At 76.3% G+C, this 448-nt stretch carries 1 protein-coding gene; it reads left to right on the top strand.

The features are described 5' to 3' along the window. Positions 1–448 (top strand): MBL fold metallo-hydrolase (locus O7B34_RS32015; RefSeq protein ID WP_337149740.1); only part of this gene is annotated, 448 nt, incomplete at both ends.

A 448-nucleotide genomic window follows, 5' to 3' on the forward strand; every position in this document is an offset into this window, starting at 1 on the left:
CCACTCCCCGGGCGCCCGGCTTCTGAAGGCGCGGACCGGGGCGCCGATCCTCGGCTGCGGTCCGCACCGGGCCGCCCGCCACCGGCTGCCGGGGGAACTGCCCCTGCTCGATGCCAGCGCCGACCGCGCGCACCGGCCCGACCGGGAGATGTCCGAGGGCGACGAGGTCTCCGGTCCCGGCTGGACGCTGCGGGCCGTCGAGACGCCGGGCCACACCATGAACCATCTCGCCTTCAGCCTCCCCGAGGCGGGCACGCTGTTCTCCGGCGATCCCGTCATGGCCTGGGCGACGAGCGTGGTGGCGCCGCCGGACGGCTCGATGCGGGCCTATCTCGCCTCCCTCGACCGTCTGCGCGAGCGGGACGAGACGATCTACTGGCCGGGCCATGGCGGGCCCGTGCGCGATCCGGGCCGCTTCGTGCGGGCGCTCGCGGCGCATCGCCGCCAG

Origin of the sequence: Mesorhizobium sp. Cs1299R1N3 (assembly GCF_037179625.1) — a bacterium.
Lineage (GTDB): Bacteria > Pseudomonadota > Alphaproteobacteria > Rhizobiales > Rhizobiaceae > Mesorhizobium > Mesorhizobium salmacidum.